19 protein-coding genes are annotated in these 17,135 nt (G+C 38.8%); 18 read left to right on the plus strand and 1 reads right to left on the minus strand.

Annotated elements, in window-relative coordinates; all coding sequences use genetic code 11:
• The first annotated feature begins 365 nt into the window (after nucleotides 1–365).
• From ACFQIC_RS07740 to rsmI, 11 genes are all read left to right on the plus strand, one after another.
• Nucleotides 366–548 carry a sigma factor G inhibitor Gin gene (locus ACFQIC_RS07740; RefSeq protein ID WP_204711341.1) on the plus strand — a complete coding sequence of 61 codons (183 nt, stop codon included), beginning with the start codon at nucleotides 366–368 and terminating at the stop codon, nucleotides 546–548.
• A gap of 1,150 nt (nucleotides 549–1,698) precedes the next feature.
• A complete protein-coding gene (locus tag ACFQIC_RS07745; RefSeq protein WP_390217025.1) occupies nucleotides 1,699–3,126 on the plus strand; it encodes an aminotransferase class I/II-fold pyridoxal phosphate-dependent enzyme in 1,428 nt (475 codons plus the stop codon).
• Between the two features lie 14 nt (nucleotides 3,127–3,140).
• Nucleotides 3,141–3,791 carry a dTMP kinase gene (gene tmk / locus ACFQIC_RS07750; RefSeq protein ID WP_204711339.1) on the plus strand — a complete coding sequence of 217 codons (651 nt, stop codon included), beginning with the start codon at nucleotides 3,141–3,143 and terminating at the stop codon, nucleotides 3,789–3,791.
• Between the two features lie 45 nt (nucleotides 3,792–3,836).
• Nucleotides 3,837–4,166, plus strand: a complete 330-nt coding sequence (locus ACFQIC_RS07755; RefSeq protein WP_204711338.1) for a cyclic-di-AMP receptor — start codon at nucleotides 3,837–3,839, stop codon at nucleotides 4,164–4,166.
• A gap of 15 nt (nucleotides 4,167–4,181) precedes the next feature.
• Nucleotides 4,182–4,622, plus strand: coding sequence for a YaaR family protein (locus ACFQIC_RS07760; RefSeq protein WP_204711337.1), 441 nt, complete (start codon nucleotides 4,182–4,184; stop codon nucleotides 4,620–4,622).
• A 13-nt stretch (nucleotides 4,623–4,635) separates the two neighbouring features.
• Nucleotides 4,636–5,622 carry a DNA polymerase III subunit delta' gene (gene holB / locus ACFQIC_RS07765; protein WP_390217026.1) on the plus strand — a complete coding sequence of 329 codons (987 nt, stop codon included), beginning with the start codon at nucleotides 4,636–4,638 and terminating at the stop codon, nucleotides 5,620–5,622.
• A 7-nt stretch (nucleotides 5,623–5,629) separates the two neighbouring features.
• Nucleotides 5,630–6,457 (plus strand): PSP1 domain-containing protein, encoded by an 828-nt coding sequence (locus ACFQIC_RS07770; RefSeq protein WP_204711336.1) that lies wholly within the window; start codon nucleotides 5,630–5,632, stop codon nucleotides 6,455–6,457.
• The gene (yabA, locus tag ACFQIC_RS07775) at nucleotides 6,423–6,818 is read left to right on the plus strand and encodes a DNA replication initiation control protein YabA (RefSeq protein ID WP_390217030.1); all 396 of its coding nucleotides are present in this window, start codon (nucleotides 6,423–6,425) and stop codon (nucleotides 6,816–6,818) included. The genes ACFQIC_RS07770 and yabA overlap by 35 nt, the downstream gene beginning before the upstream one ends.
• A 378-nt stretch (nucleotides 6,819–7,196) precedes the next feature.
• Entirely contained in the window at nucleotides 7,197–7,940 is a 744-nt protein-coding gene (locus ACFQIC_RS07780) for a tRNA1(Val) (adenine(37)-N6)-methyltransferase (RefSeq protein WP_204711334.1), read from the plus strand.
• Nucleotides 7,930–8,223, plus strand: a complete 294-nt coding sequence (locus tag ACFQIC_RS07785) for a GIY-YIG nuclease family protein (RefSeq protein WP_204711333.1) — start codon at nucleotides 7,930–7,932, stop codon at nucleotides 8,221–8,223. The genes ACFQIC_RS07780 and ACFQIC_RS07785 overlap by 11 nt, the downstream gene beginning before the upstream one ends.
• Nucleotides 8,195–9,070, plus strand: coding sequence for a 16S rRNA (cytidine(1402)-2'-O)-methyltransferase (gene rsmI, locus ACFQIC_RS07790; protein WP_204711331.1), 876 nt, complete (start codon nucleotides 8,195–8,197; stop codon nucleotides 9,068–9,070). Before ACFQIC_RS07785 ends, rsmI begins: the two co-directional genes overlap by 29 nt.
• A 118-nt stretch (nucleotides 9,071–9,188) precedes the next feature.
• Here the strand turns inward: rsmI and ACFQIC_RS07795 are convergent, their stop codons facing one another.
• Complete coding sequence (locus tag ACFQIC_RS07795; RefSeq protein WP_204711330.1) at nucleotides 9,189–9,470, minus strand: AbrB/MazE/SpoVT family DNA-binding domain-containing protein; 282 nt, start codon at nucleotides 9,468–9,470, stop codon at nucleotides 9,189–9,191.
• Nucleotides 9,471–9,885: 415 nt separating this feature from the next.
• Here ACFQIC_RS07795 and metG point away from each other — a divergent pair, with 415 nt between their 5' ends.
• The 7 genes from metG (at nucleotide 9,886) to veg (ending at nucleotide 17,108) form a co-directional block, all read left to right on the plus strand.
• A complete protein-coding gene (metG, locus tag ACFQIC_RS07800; protein ID WP_204711329.1) occupies nucleotides 9,886–11,838 on the plus strand; it encodes a methionine--tRNA ligase in 1,953 nt (650 codons plus the stop codon).
• Between the two features lie 68 nt (nucleotides 11,839–11,906).
• Entirely contained in the window at nucleotides 11,907–12,677 is a 771-nt protein-coding gene (locus ACFQIC_RS07805) for a TatD family hydrolase (protein WP_204711328.1), read from the plus strand.
• 210 nt (nucleotides 12,678–12,887) lie between these two features.
• Nucleotides 12,888–14,138, plus strand: a complete 1,251-nt coding sequence (locus ACFQIC_RS07810) for a ubiquitin-like domain-containing protein (protein WP_204711327.1) — start codon at nucleotides 12,888–12,890, stop codon at nucleotides 14,136–14,138.
• Between the two features lie 106 nt (nucleotides 14,139–14,244).
• On the plus strand, nucleotides 14,245–14,808 hold the full coding sequence (gene rnmV, locus ACFQIC_RS07815; protein WP_204711326.1) for a ribonuclease M5: 564 nt from the start codon (nucleotides 14,245–14,247) through the stop codon (nucleotides 14,806–14,808).
• The gene (gene rsmA, locus ACFQIC_RS07820; RefSeq protein ID WP_204711324.1) at nucleotides 14,798–15,679 is read left to right on the plus strand and encodes a 16S rRNA (adenine(1518)-N(6)/adenine(1519)-N(6))-dimethyltransferase RsmA; all 882 of its coding nucleotides are present in this window, start codon (nucleotides 14,798–14,800) and stop codon (nucleotides 15,677–15,679) included. Before rnmV ends, rsmA begins: the two co-directional genes overlap by 11 nt.
• Before the next feature lie 104 nt (nucleotides 15,680–15,783).
• Nucleotides 15,784–16,656, plus strand: a complete 873-nt coding sequence (gene yabG, locus ACFQIC_RS07825) for a sporulation peptidase YabG (protein ID WP_390217027.1) — start codon at nucleotides 15,784–15,786, stop codon at nucleotides 16,654–16,656.
• Between the two features lie 194 nt (nucleotides 16,657–16,850).
• Nucleotides 16,851–17,108 carry a biofilm formation stimulator Veg gene (gene veg / locus ACFQIC_RS07830; RefSeq protein WP_204711321.1) on the plus strand — a complete coding sequence of 86 codons (258 nt, stop codon included), beginning with the start codon at nucleotides 16,851–16,853 and terminating at the stop codon, nucleotides 17,106–17,108.
• Nucleotides 17,109–17,135 lie beyond the last annotated feature (27 nt).

Genomic DNA, 17,135 nt, shown 5'->3' on the forward strand with positions numbered 1-17,135 from the left:
AGTTAAGCTCTTCAGCGCCGATGGTAGTCGGGTCGATCCCCGTGAGAGTAGGACGCTGCCACGTCATTTATAAACCTTAGAAGTTAATCTTCTAAGGTTTTTTCTATGGTCAAAAATAAATAATAAATATATGATTAATAGTTTAGTGAAGCTAAATAATAGAAGAAAAAGTACAAAATGGTCGGTTTCTCTTGTTTTTATGAGTACATAAGTGCAATATACTAGGTAAATACAATTTTCCTGTTAAATTTATTTCCTTCAATAATTTTATGAAAAAGAGTATAGGATTCATAGATTAGGAGATACTAGAAGTAAATCAAACTTATTCTTTTAAAAAGAAGGATAGGTAAGGAGGCAGGGATTCTATGAAACACACTGAATGTTGCAGTATTTGTTCAAAGAAAACAGATAATGGTATTTATTTACTTCGGATTTATATTTGTTCTTCATGTGAGAAAGAAATGATTGATACGTCAACGGATGATCCTAAATATAAGTTTTTTGTTAAAAAGATGAATGAAGCCCATCGATCTATCATTCACTCATAGAATAATTCTAAATTACAGCTAACAAGGCTTGGAGAATTTTATCTCTAAGCCTTGTTTTTATGTAATTGCTTGTGCAACTAAAGCCCCGGATTGTTTATTAAGGGATAATGGTTGATGGGGAGGAAATTAAATCGCTTTCCGCGGACGAACCTTCGAGCTTCCTCTAGTCCAATTTTTCCGGTCGAGTAAGCGGGAGCCTTCATATGTGTGTGGGTCCTCACTCCTCACAGAACCGTGCGAGCGGTATTACCGCACACGGCTCTTCCTACTATCTTTCACAAAAATTCTGCTATCCTTGTCCGTTATGTTTCCATTACTTCTCTACCTCTAAGTGTAGGTAATGTGTTTACCTTCCAAGGTTGATAGCAGGTAACGGCCTTTTTTCCTCCATCAGAATTACCCGACTTCATTGGTACTACGCCGTTATCCGACTTCCTTTAGGCATTTGACAGTCCTCACTTTATTATCGCTTGTCAGTCATTACTCTTATCGAGACCTTAACCCTGTTGCTTTCTACGCTCCTGAACGCATCAGCCTTCCTAAATTCGAATTTCGGAGCTTTTCCCTTCAACCTTTTGGCTTACGGCCCATTACCTAGCTGTCTACGCTTAAAGACAGCTGTTACCAACTGCCCTCCAAGACTCGCTACGAGTGAATGGCTAGTTCTTTCTCGACGGGCATCCCACCCGCTATATGTTACGACCTATGCTCGGTCGCTCCAGGAGTCTCCTTTTTTCCTACCCTCCCTGCTTTATTTTTCACGAAAGGACCCAAATAGTGGGCTCTAAGATTCGTTGATGTTCCGTATCTACTATTCAAGGCAAGGGGGTCGGGGAAATGATGAGACTCCTGTGGGATTAGAGGACATGGTGAGACCCCGTAGCGAAGCGAGGAGGCTCACCGTACTCCCACGGAAAGCGAGTTATTTCCCCGACCTCCTTCTCCTCATACAGATGACGGAACAGCCATACAATCTCGGAATTGAGTCTTCCACTATTCCTCCCCTATAACACAATTAAAAAGTCGTGCTGATACGGCGGAATACATGATCGTGTTCAACTTGAAGAAATTGGTTGTCAGGAGTGGCTTTTTTTCTGCTAAATAATGTAGCATAGAAGCAGACTAATGTTAATAAAGGATGAGTAACAAAATGGTGGACCAACAAAATAAAACGCCACTTTACGATAAACTTATACAACATGGTAAAAAGCAACCTATTTCTTTTCACGTACCAGGCCATAAATTTGGCGATGTTTTCTCTTCTCGTGGTGAAAAAGCTTACAGTGAAATTTTAAAATTAGATGCTACAGAAATTACTGGACTAGATGATTTGCATGGAACTCATGGAGTTATTAAGCAAGCCCAGCTATTAGCTTCAGATTATTTCGAAAGTGATCAAACACACTTTTTAGTGAATGGAACTACGTCAGGAAATTTAGCTGCAATTTTAGCAACTTGTGGACCTGGTGAAACAGTAATTGTTCAGAGAAATTGTCATAAATCAATCATTCATGGCTTGGAGTTAGCTGGGGCTAAGCCCGTCTTTTTGATGCCTCAATTTGAAGAGACAACGAATCGATTTAGTCAAATAAATCCTAATATGATAAAGCAGGCATTCAAAGAATATCCTCAGGCACGGACTGTAATATTAACGTATCCTGACTACTTTGGGCGTGCTTATTCTATTAAAGAGGTGATTGAGGTAATTCATGCATTCCATGTTCCTGTAATTGTTGATGAAGCTCACGGCGTACATTTTAAGGTAGGCGCCCCTTTTCCATCCCCTTCTTTAGATGAGGGAGCTGATCTTGTCACTCAGTCCGCCCATAAAATGGCTCCTGCGATGACAATGGCTTCATTTTTACATATAAAGGGAGAGCGGATATCAAAATCAAAAGTGGCGTACTATTTGCAAGTCTTTCAATCAAGTAGCCCTTCCTACCCGATTATGGCTAGCTTAGACTTAGCTCGGTATTTTCTAAGTATGTATGAGGATACCCACAAGAATGAATTGATCTCCCATGTAAAAGAGTTGCGGGGGTTGCTGGATGAGAGTTCTGAGTTGTTTAGGGTTATGCCACTTACCTTAATGGATGATCCATTAAAAATTACCCTTTCCCCAACAGGACCTCATACAGGGTTTGAGATAGCCGAGTTGCTAGAAAGTCAGAAGGTGTACCCAGAACTTGCTACGTCCGATCAAGTATTATTAACAGTGGGGCTTGTTCCTTCCATAAAATTAAATTCTTTGAAAGAACGACTGTCGCAAGTGAATTGGGAATTAAAAAATAAGCAACACCATGGTACAATAAGATCAGAACAAATATCTTTTCCAATGTTGCAGACGTTGGATATGAATTATCAAGAGATGCAGCAAGGAACCCCGGTATTTGTGTTTTGGGAAGTGGCAGTAGATCGTATTTGTGCAGAGGCGGTAATGCCTTATCCTCCAGGTATTCCTTTAATTATGAAGGGAGAACGTGTGACGGAGAGTCATAAAGAAACTGTTCGATCTTTACAACAACAAAAGGCACATTTCCAAAATACAGCTATCGATCAGGGGATTTGGGTATTTTAAAGGAGAATGGTTGTGTGAAAGGACTTTTTGTAACGTTCGAAGGCGGCGATGGAGCCGGCAAATCTTCAATATTAAAAATGGTTGGTGAACATTTGACTGCGGAAGGCTTCTCGGTGCTAGAAACGCGGGAACCTGGTGGTATTGAAATTGCAGAAAGCATTCGCCATGTCATCTTAGATACTGCCCATACGAGTATGGATGGACGTACTGAGGCGTTATTATATGCGGCTGCACGAAGACAACATTTAGTAGAAAAAGTTATACCTGCTTTAAATCAGGGGAAAATTGTATTATGTGATCGATTTATTGATTCAAGTTTAGCCTATCAAGGTTATGCCCGTGGTTTAGGTATGGATGAAGTTTATAAAGTTAATCAATTTGCTATTGAAAACCGTATGCCAGATGTCACGTTATTTTTTGATATTCAACCTTCTAGAGGTTTAGAAAGAATTGCAAGCAATGATGAACGAGAAAAAAACCGACTGGATCTAGAGAAGATCGATTTTCATGAGAAAGTATATGAGGCTTATCTTCAGTTACTTCAACAGTACCCTGAACGTATGAAGACGATTAATGCTGATCAGAACATCGAGAGAGTAAAGGAGCAGGCGTTACTTACTCTTGATCCATTTTTATCTGCACGTAACGAAAACACACATTATTAAAGAATTTGATATAATAGTAAAAAATTAATAGGAGGTTTCTTTCTAATGAAGATGATCATTGCGATCGTTCAAGACAAAGATAGTAATCGCCTCACAGATAAATTGTCTGAAAATAATTTAAAAACAACGAAACTATCGACTACAGGTGGTTTTTTACGTGAAGGAAATACCACGTTTATGATTGGTTGCAACGATGATGAAGTGGATGATGCATTAGGCATCATTAAAGAAAATTGTAGTCAGAGAGATCAAATGGTAGCGCCAATATCACCTATGGGTGGAAATGCTGATTCGTATATCCCGAAACCAGTGAAGGTTGAAGTAGGAGGAGCTACCGTATTTGTGCTACCGATAGATTCATTTTTTCAGTTTTAAAAAGGAGCAACTCTCATGAAAATCTCACAAGATGTCCGCACCCAGTTAGAAGGAGCGAAACAACAACCTCAACTAAATACAAAGGGGAATAAAAGCTTTGATTCTTTGGTTCAATCTCAAACTAAACAACTTCAGGAAGTTCAATTGAACCAGTTGATGAAAAGCATTTCTACCCAAGGGGAGAGGGTGGCTCGCTTTCGGTCTTTCCGCGATCTTGCTAAGTATAAACGACTGATTAAAGACTTTCTGGAAGAGGCCGTGCAATTCGGATTGAATGTGAAGCAGAGTCACAGTTTTGACATGGATGGGCGAAGTCGGAAGTTAACGATTATCGAATCTGTCGATGAGCGACTGGCTGAATTAACCGATGCAATTATGGATCAGGAAAAGAAGTCGATTGATTTATTGGGCATAATTGGTGAAATCAAGGGATTATTAATTAATTTATACACTTAAGGATGGAATCATTATGTCATCATGGATGGATATAAAAGAGTTACAGCCCTTAGTGGCTCAAATGCTCACAAACAGTTTTAAAAAAGATAGGGTTTCTCATGCATACTTATTTCAAGGCGATCGAGGAACAGGCAAGCGTGAGATGAGTACATTGTTTGCTAAAAGCATCTTTTGTAAAGAGCGCGAGGAAGCAGAACCTTGTCAGGAATGCCGGGATTGTAAGCGAATTGATTCAGGCAATCATCCTGATCTCCATTGGGTTTCTCCGTCTGGTCAATCCATAAAAAAAGAACAAATTCTTGAATTACAAAAAGAATTTACTTATACAGGTTTAGAGTCTAATCGAAAAGTATATATTATTGTCGATGCTGACAGGATGACGGCCAATGCGGCCAATCGCCTATTGAAATTTCTAGAGGAACCGAGTCAGCAAACAACGGCCATGCTATTAACCGAAAATAGTCAGTCAATATTAGACACCATTCGATCACGTTGTCAGTTACTTGCTTTTCAACCTTTAAATCCCGAAAGAGTGGAGCAACAATTAGAAGCACAAGGAGTATCGACATCGAACGCAAAAATTCTTGCTTCGTTAACTAATAATTTAAAAGAAGCCGAGGAGCTAAATGACGATGATTGGTTTGCTAATGTGCGAAAATTAGTGATACAATTAATTGGAGTACTTCTCAACAAACCAAATGAAGGACTTTTATTTATCAACCATCAGTGGATGCCTCATTTTAAAGAACGACAGCAATTACAGATCGGCTTAGATGTACTAATGCTTTGGTTCCATGATTTGATTAATCAATATTTGGACAGGCAACAAGCAATTATATTTCAGCAAGAGAAAGAGAAAAGGGACCAGGCAGTTCTTAGGTGGTCGCGTCAATCAGCTGCTCAATCTTTATCGTTAATATTAGAGGCGAAGCGAAAAATAAATCAGAATGTCCATCCGACTTTAGTGATGGAACAGCTTACACTTCAACTGCAGAGGTGATTTTATAGTGATAGAAGTAGTAGGTATCCGATTCAAACAGGCGGGAAAGATCTATTATTTTGATCCGGGCGAATTAAAATTGACGACAGAAGATTATGTCATCGTTGAAACTGTCCGAGGGATTGAATTTGGAAAGATCGTCATTGCCAATCGAGAAGTTGGCGAAGAGGACGTCGTATTACCTTTGAAGAAAGTGATGCGTAGAGCTGAGGACAAAGATAAAATGTCTGTTGACGAAAACAAAGAAATATCCGAAGAAGCTTACCGTGTGTGTGGAGATAAGATACGTGAACATAAATTGGACATGAACTTAGTTGATGTAGAATATACATTTGATCGAAAGAAAGTCATTTTCTATTTTACAGCAGATGGTCGAGTCGATTTCCGAACACTCGTAAAAGACTTAGCATCTGTCTTTAAAACAAGAATAGAATTGCGTCAAATTGGAGTACGTGATGAAGCAAAAATGCTTGGAGGTATTGGACCTTGTGGGCGAATGCTTTGTTGCTCCACCTTTTTAGGTGATTTTGAACCTGTATCCATAAAAATGGCGAAAGACCAGAATTTATCGCTGAATCCAGCCAAGATATCTGGTTTGTGTGGTCGCCTCATGTGTTGTCTAAAATATGAAAATGATGATTACGAATCCGCTAAGCGTGAGCTACCAGATGTCGGTCAGAATATAGCCACTTCATATGGTAAAGGTAAAGTGGTCGGTCTTAATATGTTAGAGCGCCTGGTACAAGTAGAATTCCGAGAACAGGAACGTACACTCGAGTATTCCTTGGATGAGCTTATCAATGAAGGAGTCGTTCAAACCGAAGCCGCGGAATGATGGGGTGGAGTCAAGCGTGAACAAGAAAGCCATATTTGAACAAGTATCTCACTTAGAAACGCAGATTGGCGAGCTTTATGAACAATTAGGTGATTTGAAGAAACAGCTTGCTTATTTATTAGAAGAAAATCAGCACTTGTCGCTTGAAAATCATCATTTGCGTCAGCGTTTAGACAACGAAAATGAGAATGCTCAACCAACTGATTCTGAGAAAAACAATGAAAAAGGTACAGTTGTAGGTGAAGGATATGATAACCTAGCTCGGCTTTATGAGGAAGGCTTTCATATTTGTAACCTGCATTTTGGCAGTCCACGTGATGAAGATTGCTTGTTTTGCCTTTCATTTTTGAATAAGAAATAATAAGCCTAAGTCCAAGCCTTTCCTTGCTCAATTGAGGAAGGGTCTCTTTTTTTATTATGGCTGTGTTACATCTAGTTGTTGATTTTTGTGAAAAATTTCAACTTCTTTATAAGGTACTCCGTAAAGGTCTCATTATCTAGAAGGTGAGGGTTTCACTGTTTTGTTTAGGTGAAAGGGGGGATGGAGTTGATTCACTTTCCGCGGACGACGGCAAGTCTCCTCGAGCTACACCCTATTCCACTGTCTTTACTAACGGAACCATTTTTTTATAACTCTTTATTCAACAATATGCTCGATGGTTTCAACTCGGGCAACTATAAACTTAACGTTTAACATAGCTCTTATTATAAGGGCATGATTAGAAGGAAGTGCAAGTGTATGGTTCAGTTAAAAGGTGATGAACGACTTGATTTTTTATTAGCAGAGGAAGATATGAGGATCATTCAAAGTGATCAAGTATTTGCATTTTCTGTCGATGCTGTACTACTAGCTAGATTCACTTCTGTACCAAAAACGAGAGGTGAAATTTTAGACTTATGTACAGGAAACGGCGTTATTCCTCTATTTTTATCAAGGAGATCCCAGGTAAATATTACAGGAGTTGAAATCCAATCCCGTCTCCATGATATGGCTTTACGAAATACAGAATTGAATAAACTTGGGTCTCGCCTGGATATGATTCATGGGGACTTAAAAGATATGCCAGCCATATTAGGAAATGGACGGTTTGATTTAGTTACATGTAATCCTCCGTATTTTCCAACCCCGGCTAACGATAAAAGAAATACTAACGAACATTTAGCGATCGCACGTCACGAGATATATTGTTCCCTTGAGGATGTTGTAAAAGCTTGCAGTCGACTAACGAAATCGGGTGGTAAAGTATCGATGGTTCATCGTCCAGGTCGACTTGTCGATATCATAGACGTATTTCGAAAGTACCAATTAGAGCCAAAGCGTATTCAATTCGTTTATCCTAAAAAGGGAAAGGAAGCGAACATCTTACTGATCGAAGCGTCCCGTGACGGAAAGCCAGATTTAAAGGTTCTTCCTCCTCTTTACACGCATCAGGAAAACGGCGAGTATAGTCAAGAATTTCAGGAGATCCTATATGGGAAGTGAACACTATGTATATATCATTCGCTGCAAGGATAACTCGCTTTATACAGGTTATACCAATGATTTACATGCACGCTTACAAAAACACATAGATGGCAAAGGCGCTAAGTATACGAGGGGGCGTGGCCCTTTTATTCTAGAGTATTATCAAACATATGGATCAAAGGGTGAGGCTATGCAACAAGAGTACAGAATAAAGAAAATGCCCCGTCTTAAAAAAGAAGAATGGATTATTAATCAGAAGGGAGGTCTACAAAATGAATGTTCAAAAAAGCTATTCAAATGAAAGTGATTCAGGATCCCTTTATGTTGTTCCTACTCCAATAGGTAATCTAAGTGATATGACTTATCGTGCTGTTTCGGTTCTTCACGATGTAGAAACAATAGCAGCGGAAGATACGCGTAACACAAAAAAACTATTAAATCACTTTGATGTTTCAACGTCACTGATTAGTTATCATGAACACAATAAATATTCGCGGGGACCACAGCTGATCACTCAATTAAAAAATGGAGATAGCGTGGCTATTGTTAGTGATGCAGGTATGCCTGGAATTTCCGATCCAGGTTCTGAACTTGTCCAACTTGCCATTAACGAGGACCTTCCTGTTATCGTTCTTCCTGGGTCCAATGCTGCACTTCCAGCTCTTGTTGGTTCGGGCCTTTCGACTGAAAAATTTTATTTTTGTGGCTTTTTGCCACGAAAGAAGAAAGATCGCTTAGCTGAACTGGAGTCTCTGCAAAACCAATCATCTACTCTTGTTTTTTACGAGTCGCCGCATCGTTTGAAGGAAATGCTTGCTCACGTTTACTTACAGTTGGGAAATCGACAGGCTTCTCTTGCTCGCGAGCTTACCAAAAAATATGAAGAGTATGTCAGAGGTTCACTTGAAGAATTGATCGCTTGGACAGAAAAACAAGAACTACGCGGAGAGTTTTGTGTTGTTGTGGAAGGGTCTAAGGAAGAAGAGCAAGACATCGATCGTTTTTGGTGGAGTCATCTATCGACCGTGGAACATGTTGACTACTATACAAAAGAACAGGAATTGAAAACGAAAGAGGCTATTAAACAGACAGCCTTAGATCGTAAAATGCAAAAACGCGACGTTTATCAAGCGTACCATGTAGAATAAGGATAAAAAGAAAGCCCTTACTGCATTAGCAGTAGGGGCTTGTGTCCGAGCATATGTCAAAAAATTAGTAGTTTTTTTAAAAATTAACCAGTTGTGTAATTTGTCTCTATTTTTATAATTACTTATTGTCGAGCTGACTTTGAATTTCTTGTAGAAGCATGTGAGCTCCATCTTTGCTCAAAACTAAGTTACCATTTGCAAGCTCCATGTTCTCATCAGAAACTTCCCCAGTTACGTGACAAGTCATGTTTGGTTTGTATTTCTTAAGAACGATACGATCATCATCCACATAAATCTCTAAAGCGTCTTTTTCGTTAATCTCTAGTGTGCGACGAAGTTCGATCGGAATAACAACGCGACCTAACTCGTCGACTTTACGTACAATACCTGTAGATTTCATGTTTTTTTGTCTCCCCTCACTCAAAAGTTAATCGCCAAATATCGACATATGTCTCGCAGTTTATAGTACCAACGATTCCCAGTGCTGTCAATTCGGAAAATTTCCAAAGATACCAGTTCCTGATATACCGTCGCGGGTATAAAAGGTTGTTTAATGGCTTCTAATAACAAGGATAACGTTTGTTTTATAAAAATTGATTAATTCCAAAAATGGTTCAAATATCCAAATACTATTACTTGCATTCTACCAGATAATCCCTTGTGAAGTAATAAATAACCGGCTTTTATTTCGACGTTTTTTTGACATGACCATAAAGGATTCGGTATATTTTAGTGTTAGATATGGACATACAGAAATTAACGAGAAAGAATGGTACAATACACTGTATGAATGTTGAAATTGAGGAGGGAACATGATGTCTGAAGAAAAGAAGACATTTTATATTACTACACCAATTTATTACCCAAGTGGTAACTTGCATATAGGCCATGCTTATACAACTGTAGCTGGAGATGCTATGGCTCGTTATAAGCGCCTTAGAGGATATGATGTCATGTATCTAACGGGAACGGACGAGCATGGGCAAAAGATTCAGCGAAAAGCTGAAGAAGCCGGGGTATCATCCCAAGCCTATGTTGATGATATTGTATCGGGCATTAAAAACCTATGGGACAACCTTGATATTTCTTATGATGATTTCATTCGTACTACGGAAAACCGTCATAAAAAAGTGGTTGCCAAGATTTTTGATTACCTATATAAAAAGGGTGATATTTACTTAGATGAGTATGAAGGATGGTATTGTACCCCGTGTGAGTCTTTCTTTACCGAGCGTCAGTTGGAGGATGGTCACTGCCCAGATTGTGGAGGAGCAGTAGAGAAGGTAAAAGAAGAGTCCTATTTCTTCAGAATGAGTAATTATGTTGATCAGCTGCTAGAATTTTATGAAAAAAACCCTACATTTATTCAGCCTGAGAGTCGTAAAAATGAAATGATTAATAACTTTATCAAGCCGGGTCTAGAAGATCTTGCAGTATCTCGAACGACTTTTGATTGGGGTGTTCAAGTCCCTGGTAATGATAAACATGTCATCTATGTATGGATTGATGCGTTAAGTAATTATATCTCGGCACTCGGTTATGATAGTGATAACGATGAATTGTATCAAAAATATTGGCCTGCCGACGTTCATTTAGTTGGAAAAGAAATCGTGCGTTTCCATACGATTTACTGGCCTATTATGCTGATGGCACTAGATCTGCCGTTACCTAAAAAGGTTTTTGCACATGGATGGATCTTGATGAAAGACGGTAAAATGTCCAAATCTAAAGGCAACGTTGTTGATCCTGTTCAATTGAGTGATCGTTATGGCTTAGATGCCCTTCGTTATTATCTTCTACGTGAAGTACCATTTGGCTCGGACGGTGTATTTACGCCAGAGGCCTTTGTTGAACGTACAAACTATGATCTAGCGAATGATTTAGGGAACTTGCTTAACCGCACCGTTGCGATGATTAGTAAATACTTTGACGGGCAAATTCCTCAACTTACCCTATCAGAAGATGAATTTGATCAAGATATAGAAAAGCTTGCAGCTGATGCTAAGGCTGCAGTTGAGGATTCTCTGGAGAACATGGAGTTTTCCGTAGCTCTTTCTGATTTATGGAAGTTTATAAGTCGCACCAATAAATATATTGATGAAACGCAACCGTGGGTATTGGCTAAGGACGATGCGAAAAGGGATCGTTTAGGTAACGTAATGGCTCACCTTTCCGAGTCACTGCGTCATATTGCCGTAATGCTCCAGCCTTTCTTAACAGAAACGCCTGAAAAAATATTTAAACAACTTGGGATATCCGATGATGCAGCTAAAACGTGGACTAGCCTTTCTGAATTTCAAGGGATTCTAGAAGGAACAAAAGTTCAAAAAGATGACCCAATCTTTCCTCGTTTGGATGCAGAGGAAGAGATCCAGATTATCAAAGATATGATGAAGAAACCGGGAGCAGCCCCTGAAAAGGAAGAAAAGAAAGATCAGCTTGAAGAAGTTACCCTTGATGACTTTATGAAACTTGATTTTCGAGTAGCTGAGGTTATAAAGGTCGAGAAAGTGAAAAAGACAGACAAGCTTTTAAAACTCCAGTTGGATTTAGGTGATGAGAAACGACAAGTGGTTTCTGGTATTGCCGAGCATTATGGAGAAGATGAGCTAACTGGCAAAAAAGTGATTTGTATAACGAACTTAAAGCCTGTTAAGTTACGTGGAGAATTATCTGAGGGAATGATTCTTGCTGGAGAAGATGAATCAGGAAAACTGTCTTTAGCTTCTATTGATCAAACACTTTCAAATGGATCAAAAGTTAAATAAAAAAGTGTAAAGGGGGAAGCATATAACAGCTTTCCCCTTTTCTCTATGAATGTTGAAGGAGGATTAGTATGCTATTTGATACACATGTTCATTTAAACGCAGACCAATTTAACGATGATTTAGAGGAAACAATTATACGTGCACGCGAAGCTGGTGTTCAATATATGACAGTAGTAGGTTTTGACCGAAAAACCATTCGATTAGCTATTCAAATCGCAGAGGAAAACGATCATATGTATGCAGCTGTAGGCTGGCATCCTGTAGATGCAATTGACATGACTGAGGAAGATCTTGAATGGATTGAAGAACTTTCATCCCATCCTAAAGTTGTAGCCATTGGGGAGATGGGACTTGATTATCACTGGGATAAGTCTCCAGCTGATATTCAGAAGGTCGTGTTTCGTAAACAGATTCGTTTAGCAAAAAAGGTGAATATGCCAATAATTATTCATAATAGGGATGCAACAGATGATATCGTAGAAATTCTAAAAGAAGAAAATGCAGCAGAAGTTGGAGGCATTATGCATTGTTACAGTGGACCTGTGGAGATAGCTAAAGAATGCATTGACATGAATTTCATGATTTCTTTAGGCGGTCCAGTTACTTTCAAGAATGCCAAGCTTCCTAAGGAAGTGGCCGAAGCTATTGATTTAGAGCATTTGCTTGTCGAAACTGATTGTCCGTTTCTTGCTCCACACCCGAACCGGGGAAAACGCAATGAACCTTCATATGTCAAGCTTGTAGCCGAACAGATTGCGGAATTAAAAGGGATCTCGTATGAAGAAGTCAGTCGACAAACAACAGAGAATGCGCTCCGTTTTTTTCGAATTGAGTCGTAATTCGCAGGACTTTTGGAGTGATGTTACAAGATCACTTATAAATGTATAGGAATTGTAACATGCTTGTTATGTTAATTGAGTAGTTGAACGTTCATAATGTAAAGAGTCAGCAGTTATCAGCTGGCTCTTTTTTATATTAAAGAGTTTTCAGTTGTTAAATGATTGATAAGTTTTATGAAAAACTTGGACGAAAGAAAGGAGGAAGGGACTATGAAACTTATAAAATCTTTAAAGTCTATGATTAGCTCAACTATGATTTTAACATTCATATTTTCCACCCTTAGTATAGCATTTCTAGGAATCATTACTTATGAAGCAACAAAAGCATCGGTTAAGGTGACACAAAGCGGGGAAACCCAAGTTGTTCGCACTCATACTAATACTATCGAAGAATTATTAAATGAACTTGGTGTTACACCTCAACCAAACGATGAACTATCCCATGAGTTAACTCAGCCTATTCAGTATGGAATGGGTGTTGAATATATAGCATCTAAATCTATTAATGTATCGATAAATCAAGATACTAATGAATTTCATACAACGGTAAGTACAGTAGGGAAATTTTTAGATGAGCAGGAAATTGAATTGAAAGAACACGATGAGGTTTCCCATGACAGCTCAGACCAGATACAAGATGAAATGGAACTAAGTATTCAACAAGCAACACAAGTCACCCTTAGCGATGGGGGCGATAAGCAAGAAGTGTGGACAACCGCTTCCACAGTAGGAGAATTTTTGAATGAAGAGAATCTTGAATTAAACAAGTTTGATGAACTGAATGTTAATAAAGAAGATCCACTTAGTGACGAAAATAAAGTTACCATTACGCGTATTGAAAAAGTGACTGATATTGTTAAAGAAAACATTGATTATACAGTGGTCACGAAAAAAGATGATTCCTTGCTTGAAGGAAAAGAGGAAGTAGTGACTTCAGGAGAACAAGGTAAAGTTACTAAAGAGTACGAGATTACCATTAAGAATGGTGAAGAATCTGAACGAGAGCTAATTAATGAAGAAGTAGAAAAAGAAAGTAAAAATGAAGTTGTAGCTTTAGGAACGAAACAGAAAGAAACACCAAATCCTGTGAGGACATCAACACCAGCAACAGCTTCTGCTAAGTCTTCGGGCTCTTCCAAAGAGGCCGTTTCATATAGTGAAGACAGCGGTTCTAAAACACTTCAAATGAATGCGACTGCTTATACAGCTGATTGTGCAGGGTGTTCAGGTGTGACCGCAACAGGAATTGACTTGAATTCTAATCCAAATAAAAAAGTAGTTGCCGTTGACCCAAATGTCATTCCATTAGGAAGTACTGTATGGGTTGAAGGTTACGGTACGGCCGTAGCTGGAGATACAGGTGGGGCCATCCAAGGCAATAAAATTGACGTACATGTTCCTTCAAAAAGTCAGGCTTATGGTTTTGGAAGAAAATCGGTGCAGGTGAAAGTATTAGATTAGTTTTAAAGCAGAGGGAGTGCTCCCTCTGCTTTTTTCTATATTGTAGTCATGGTATGCTATGTAAGATTAAAATGGAGATGAGATACTGATACTGGAGGATATAAGATTGAAAATAAAAGAAGTAATTGTCGTTGAAGGTAGGGATGACACTGCTAGAATTCGTCAGGCTGTTGAAGCAGATACGATCGAGACAAATGGTTCTGCAATAAATGAAGAAGTTTTAGAGCGGATTTATCATGCCCAACAAAAACGGGGTATCATCATTTTTACAGATCCAGACTATCCTGGAGAGCGAATTAGACATATTGTTAACGAGCATGTACCAGATTGTAAACATGCATTTTTACCTAAAGAATTAGCGCGTGCTAAACGAAATAAAGGGGTAGGAATCGAACATGCCTCTCTTGAGGATATTAAGCAGGCTTTATCTGGTGTTTATGAACTCGCCGAGGAATTGACCATAGACATTGATCAGGATGAACTGATTGGTTACGGTTTAATTGGAGGTCCTTTGGCTAATCAACGTCGGGAAAAGCTAGGGATTGTACTCCGAATTGGAAAAACGAATGGAAAGCAGCTGGTAAAGCGTTTAAACATGTTTCAAATTTCCCGAAAACAATTAGATGAAGCGATGAACCAAATCGTTCAGGAGGAAGAGAATGAACAGTAAAGCGGTAGCTACCCCAAAACGCACTAAAGAAATTTTAAATACTTATGGATTTGCTTTCAAGAAAAGCTTAGGTCAAAATTTTATAATTGATGTTAATATTTTGAAGAACATTATACAACATGCAGAGATTGACAAAGCGGCAGCAGCGATTGAAATCGGACCGGGGATCGGAGCGTTAACGGAGCAGCTTGCCCAACATGCGGATCGGGTCGTTGCTTTTGAAATTGATCAACGTTTGGTTCCTATACTAGAAGATACATTAACGGATTACGACAATGTATCAATTATTAATCAAGATATATTACAAGCTGATGTTCGTCAGGTAATAACCGAACAGTTTGAAAAGGGACAACCGATAAAAGTTGTTGCAAATCTTCCTTATTATATCACCACCCCTATATTGATGAAGCTTTTGATGGATCGTTTACCCGTTGATAGTATTACAGTGATGATCCAAAAGGAAGTGGCAGAGAGAATGGCCGCAAGTCCTAACTCAAAGAGCTATGGGTCCCTTTCAATAGCTGTCCAGTACTATACTGAGGCGGAAGTTGCTATGACCGTCCCGAAAACCGTATTTATGCCTCAACCTAATGTGGATTCATCCGTTCTTCATTTGAAAATGCGTGATGAACCGCCTGTGCAAGTAGAGAACGAGGACTTTTTCTTCAAATTAGTCCAAGCAACCTTTGGTCAACGTCGAAAAACGTTAATGAATAACTTAGCCCGTCATTTTAAATCAACGATGGATAAACAAGAAATCAATCAGCGTCTTGAAGCGGCAGGTATAGATCCTAAACGCCGCGGTGAGTCTTTATCCATGCAAGAATTTGCTACCCTAGCCCAAAATTTTCGTGCTCATTTAAACGAATAGTGACTTCTATTTTAAACTCTGATATTGCGTATGGAGTCGTAAAGGTAACATGAAAATAACTCCCACATACACTAGTGTAGTAACTGTGATGAGGTGGGATGGCTGTGTTAACACTTGGAGACTTAGTAACGAGAAATTCTTATAATCACGATGTATTATTTCGAGTGAAGATTATAGAAGATTCATATGTAAAATTAATTGGAGAAAATGTGCGTCTTGAAGCGGATGCTCCCATAGATGATTTAAAAAAAGTGCCAGGATCTGAATATCAGGACAGGAAAACTCATATAAATAAACAAGAGGCTTGTTCTTATCGTCTCTTTCGTCAGGACTACCGATTGTTAAAAGAAAAACGGGAGGTGGAAGCTGGGGGTGGTTATGCTGAACTTGAAGAGAAATCGAACTACTTTCAAATTTCACCGAGAATCCTTCACATCGACGGAGATCCCTTATTTTTGAAAAAATGCGTTCAATTGTATGAACAATTAGGATTGCAAGTGCATGGCCAGTACATTGAAGAAAAAAATATGCCTTTGGAAGTTGTCGCGTTAGTCCAAAAGATCCAGCCGGAAATTGTTATTTTGACCGGGCATGATTCTTATTCGAAAGCCAAAGGATCTACAAGGGAATTAGAATCGTATCGTAATTCTCGTTACTTTGTTGAATCTGTAAGAAACTTAAGGCAGCATTATCCCCATTTTGATCAACTAGTAATATTTGCTGGTGCTTGTCAGTCTCATTTTGAGTCAATCATCAAAGCTGGAGCTAACTTTGCTAGTTCCCCCGCTAGAGTAAATATTCATGCGATTGATCCAGTATATGTGGCCGCGCGTGTAGCCTATACCTCGTTTATGGACCATATCAATATATGGGAGGTGGTCCGCAATACGATTAGTGGAGAAAAAGGCTTAGGTGGACTACAAACAAGAGGATTGTTAAGAATTGGGATGCCCTATTCTGAAGATGTCGAGAAATAGTGTTATTTACCTTTTGAAAGGGAGGTTCATCGATAGTTGTCTTCTAACTAATATGTCATGATAAAAAAATGAAAATAACTACTAAATTATAAGTTATTATATTGACATTGATTTTGTCATACTGGTATAATTAAATATTTTATTTGACTTCGGCTGAAAATAATGGTATATTTACATTAGTGAGGTGGAGTATAGTGGCTAAAACGTTAGTAGAAATCAAACAATCCCTTGAAGGGCAAATTGGTAAACGTTTAACTTTAAAAGCGAACGGTGGACGTCGTAAGACCATTGAGCGATCAGGGGTTCTTGCTGAAACATATCCAGCCGTTTTTATTGTTGAATTGGACCAAAAAGAAAATGCTTTCGAACGTGTATCATATAGTTATGCAGATGTACTCACAGAGACGGTCGAATTAAGTTTCGATGACCTATCAATGGCAATGGAACAGTAAACCTTTATTGGTTTACTGTTTTTTTTA

It is taken from the genome of Halobacillus seohaensis, assembly GCF_042663045.1.
In the GTDB taxonomy this organism is placed as follows: domain Bacteria; phylum Bacillota; class Bacilli; order Bacillales; family Halobacillaceae; genus Halobacillus_A; species Halobacillus_A seohaensis.

Coding starts and splice junctions, on each gene's coding strand:
- ACFQIC_RS07780 (WP_204711334.1), top strand. CDS start 7,197: ATGGTTCAGTTAAAAGGTGATGAACGACTTGATTTTTTATTAGCAGAG.
- yabA (WP_390217030.1), top strand. CDS start 6,423: ATGAAGGAGTCGTTCAAACCGAAGCCGCGGAATGATGGGGTGGAGTCA.
- rsmA (WP_204711324.1), top strand. CDS start 14,798: ATGAACAGTAAAGCGGTAGCTACCCCAAAACGCACTAAAGAAATTTTA.
- holB (WP_390217026.1), top strand. CDS start 4,636: ATGTCATCATGGATGGATATAAAAGAGTTACAGCCCTTAGTGGCTCAA.
- ACFQIC_RS07760 (WP_204711337.1), top strand. CDS start 4,182: ATGAAAATCTCACAAGATGTCCGCACCCAGTTAGAAGGAGCGAAACAA.
- ACFQIC_RS07805 (WP_204711328.1), top strand. CDS start 11,907: ATGCTATTTGATACACATGTTCATTTAAACGCAGACCAATTTAACGAT.
- ACFQIC_RS07810 (WP_204711327.1), top strand. CDS start 12,888: ATGAAACTTATAAAATCTTTAAAGTCTATGATTAGCTCAACTATGATT.
- metG (WP_204711329.1), top strand. CDS start 9,886: ATGTCTGAAGAAAAGAAGACATTTTATATTACTACACCAATTTATTAC.
- ACFQIC_RS07795 (WP_204711330.1), bottom strand. CDS start 9,470: ATGAAATCTACAGGTATTGTACGTAAAGTCGACGAGTTAGGTCGCGTT.
- ACFQIC_RS07785 (WP_204711333.1), top strand. CDS start 7,930: ATGGGAAGTGAACACTATGTATATATCATTCGCTGCAAGGATAACTCG.
- ACFQIC_RS07755 (WP_204711338.1), top strand. CDS start 3,837: ATGAAGATGATCATTGCGATCGTTCAAGACAAAGATAGTAATCGCCTC.
- ACFQIC_RS07740 (WP_204711341.1), top strand. CDS start 366: ATGAAACACACTGAATGTTGCAGTATTTGTTCAAAGAAAACAGATAAT.
- ACFQIC_RS07745 (WP_390217025.1), top strand. CDS start 1,699: ATGGTGGACCAACAAAATAAAACGCCACTTTACGATAAACTTATACAA.
- rsmI (WP_204711331.1), top strand. CDS start 8,195: ATGAATGTTCAAAAAAGCTATTCAAATGAAAGTGATTCAGGATCCCTT.